Source organism: Aquiflexum sp. (assembly GCF_041749095.1).
In the GTDB taxonomy this organism is placed as follows: Bacteria; Bacteroidota; Bacteroidia; order Cytophagales; family Cyclobacteriaceae; genus Aquiflexum.
In genome coordinates this window covers 1-2348 of the sequence record NZ_JBGTCA010000393.1, presented here as the reverse complement: position 1 = coordinate 2348, position 2348 = coordinate 1, and the positions used below count along the sequence as shown (strand labels likewise).

The 2348-nt window shown below is 41.2% G+C and carries 3 protein-coding genes; 1 reads left to right on the top strand and 2 read right to left on the bottom strand.

The window, feature by feature from the left end; genetic code table 11:
• Positions 1-148: 148 nt before the first annotated feature.
• A complete protein-coding gene (locus tag ACEW8O_RS17870) occupies positions 149-457 on the top strand; it encodes an HVA1 family protein (protein WP_373495991.1) in 309 nt (102 codons plus the stop codon).
• Between the two features lie 287 nt (positions 458-744).
• On the opposite strand, the gene ACEW8O_RS17865 is transcribed toward ACEW8O_RS17870, so the two are convergent.
• Both ACEW8O_RS17865 and ACEW8O_RS17860 read right to left on the bottom strand, forming a co-directional pair.
• Positions 745-1374, bottom strand: coding sequence for a protein-L-isoaspartate(D-aspartate) O-methyltransferase (locus ACEW8O_RS17865; RefSeq protein ID WP_373495990.1), 630 nt, complete (start codon positions 1372-1374; stop codon positions 745-747).
• Positions 1375-1459: 85 nt separating this feature from the next.
• The gene (locus tag ACEW8O_RS17860; protein ID WP_373495989.1) at positions 1460-2140 is read right to left on the bottom strand and encodes an outer membrane beta-barrel protein; all 681 of its coding nucleotides are present in this window, start codon (positions 2138-2140) and stop codon (positions 1460-1462) included.
• Positions 2141-2348: the final 208 nt, after the last annotated feature.

Sequence of the window (2348 nt, the reverse complement as noted above, 5' to 3'; positions counted from 1 at the left end):
GAACCGCCGTCCGGAATCCGGACGGCCTTTTTTTTCTTATTCCAGCATAGTCGTACTGATGAATAATTCTTTCAAATTGCGCAAATGGTTCCCCAAACGTTGGTTTTAGTATTGCGCTTCCTTGAATAAAAAGCTCTGATTATCAAAGATGGAACATGATGAAATGTTTGCGAGATCGGCTGGTATAAAACTTGTCTTAGAGATGAACAATCGAAATAATAATAGCATTATGGAAAATGACAATTTAAATCAAGGACAAATGGTAACACTGGGTAAAGAGGGAAACGTCAAAATGGGCGAGATACAGTCAAAATTTATCCAGAATACCACAATCGAAATCGAAGGTAAAACATACGAGACGGAAGCCACGGCTGAACGACCCGCTTATTTGATAAAAACAGATGACCAAAAACATGTGATCAAACATGCAGATGAAATCTTTCTGGTAAATCATTAAAGCGGCGTTTCTAAGATTTTGGCTATGTGGTGCAAGGTTTGGAAAATAACTTGGTCAATGTAATCTTTGAATCGATTTCATGATTCAATTTTTTCGGAATGATGGTATTTAACAGATTCACCGCACCGATTTGTGAATGAACAGGCCTAAATCAAAAGTTTGAAATGTAAAAGTTTGAATGCTATATTGGGAGTTTTTCTGCTCATCACAATTGGTAATGGGAATATAGAGCCACATTGAGATGGATAGTGCCGAAGGCGGATATTTGATGTCTGATATGGAACGAATTACAAATCTTTTGCTTTCCCAGTCATGGGTACGAAGCAGACGGGCATCAGTGTGGACGTGATAAATTCATTCTCGCTCTGACGTTTGGTCAATACGAGCTTTTGTGCATTTCTGCCCTTAGGTGCGAGGAGAATGCCTTTTACTTTGAGTTGGAGTTTGAGTGATTCGGGGATTTTATAAGGTGCAGCGGTAAGTACAATTGCATCGAAAGGAGCAGCATCTGGCCAGCCGTCTATGCCGTCGCCAAGACGGGTATGCACATTGTATACTCCGGCCGCAGCAAGATTTTTCTTTGCAAGCAGATGCAGTGATTCAATTATTTCTATAGAATAGACATGAGTGCTGATTTGCGCCAATACTGCAGCATTGTATCCGCAACCTGTGCCAATCTCAAGCACTTTTGCATCGGCGTTCAGTTCCAGTACCTGAGCCATGTATGCCACTATAAATGGTTGGCTGATGGTCTGGGATTTTCCGATCGGCAAAGGGCCATCTTCATATGCCCTGTGCAATAAGTTGGCGTGAATGAAAAGCGTTCTGTCCACATCCTGCATGGCCTGAAGCACCGCTGGGTCGTGTATTCCCCGGGCCTTGAGTTGGTCCTCGATCATGTCTGACTGAGAGATCATTTGCCTTTTCTTAGCTGTTTAAATATTCCTGTAAGAATGGTAAAGATGAATTTCCCATTCAAATACAGGATTTTTTTACGGAGGCTTAGAGATTGCAGTTCAGACTCAGGATGCCTCCCCACGCATTTATTTTATTTTCCTGGACTGCGTCGGCCGGTAAATTCATACCGATTTTGGCGTATGGTTCGGCGGTTATGAAAAACCGTTGGTTGATATGGTATTCCATCCCGATATTAATCTGTGCTGAAACGAGGTGATTCAAATGTTGATCGAGAAATTCAGAATCTTCTAGCGAACCATCGTCATAAGTAGTGGTCTCCCTCTGATCGGAATAAAGTTCGCCTACGAATCCAGCAGAAGGGGACAATCTGAATTTATCCCCTGTAATCACATGGTGGCCCAACATAATCGGCACACCGAAATGATATACGCTCAATCTGCTCTCCTTTGGAATAAAAGTATCGGCCGGATCGTTAAAAGCATAATGATAGTGATAGCTAAAATCCCTTGTGGCGTAAAAGAGTCCGGATCGAATAAACAGCTGATCATTGACATTAAGTTGCAGCCTTACTCCATAACTGAAACCCGGATTTGAACGTTTCTCAAAGCCAGGCGAATAGGGTTGGTGCGGGTTTTTCAAATCAAACTCAATGGCACTTAAATCTCCTGAACCTGTGAGACCCACAGCGAATCGATGATTTTGGGCCTGCGCGATAATTTCTGAAAAAAAGAGTATCGTGAAAAGTAGTGTGTTGATTATTTTCATTTTAACGATATCATTTGAAACCATCCCTTAACAAACATCTAATATAATAAAATTACGCTCCCTGATTTGTTAATATCACAATAGAAATAATCGAAAAGCACGGACAACTAACAGCGATTACTTGAGATTCAGCCGTGAACTGAAAGCCTGAATATAGATTAATATCATATATCACCCGAAGTGGGTAATTTTCAAATATACCCCAAAG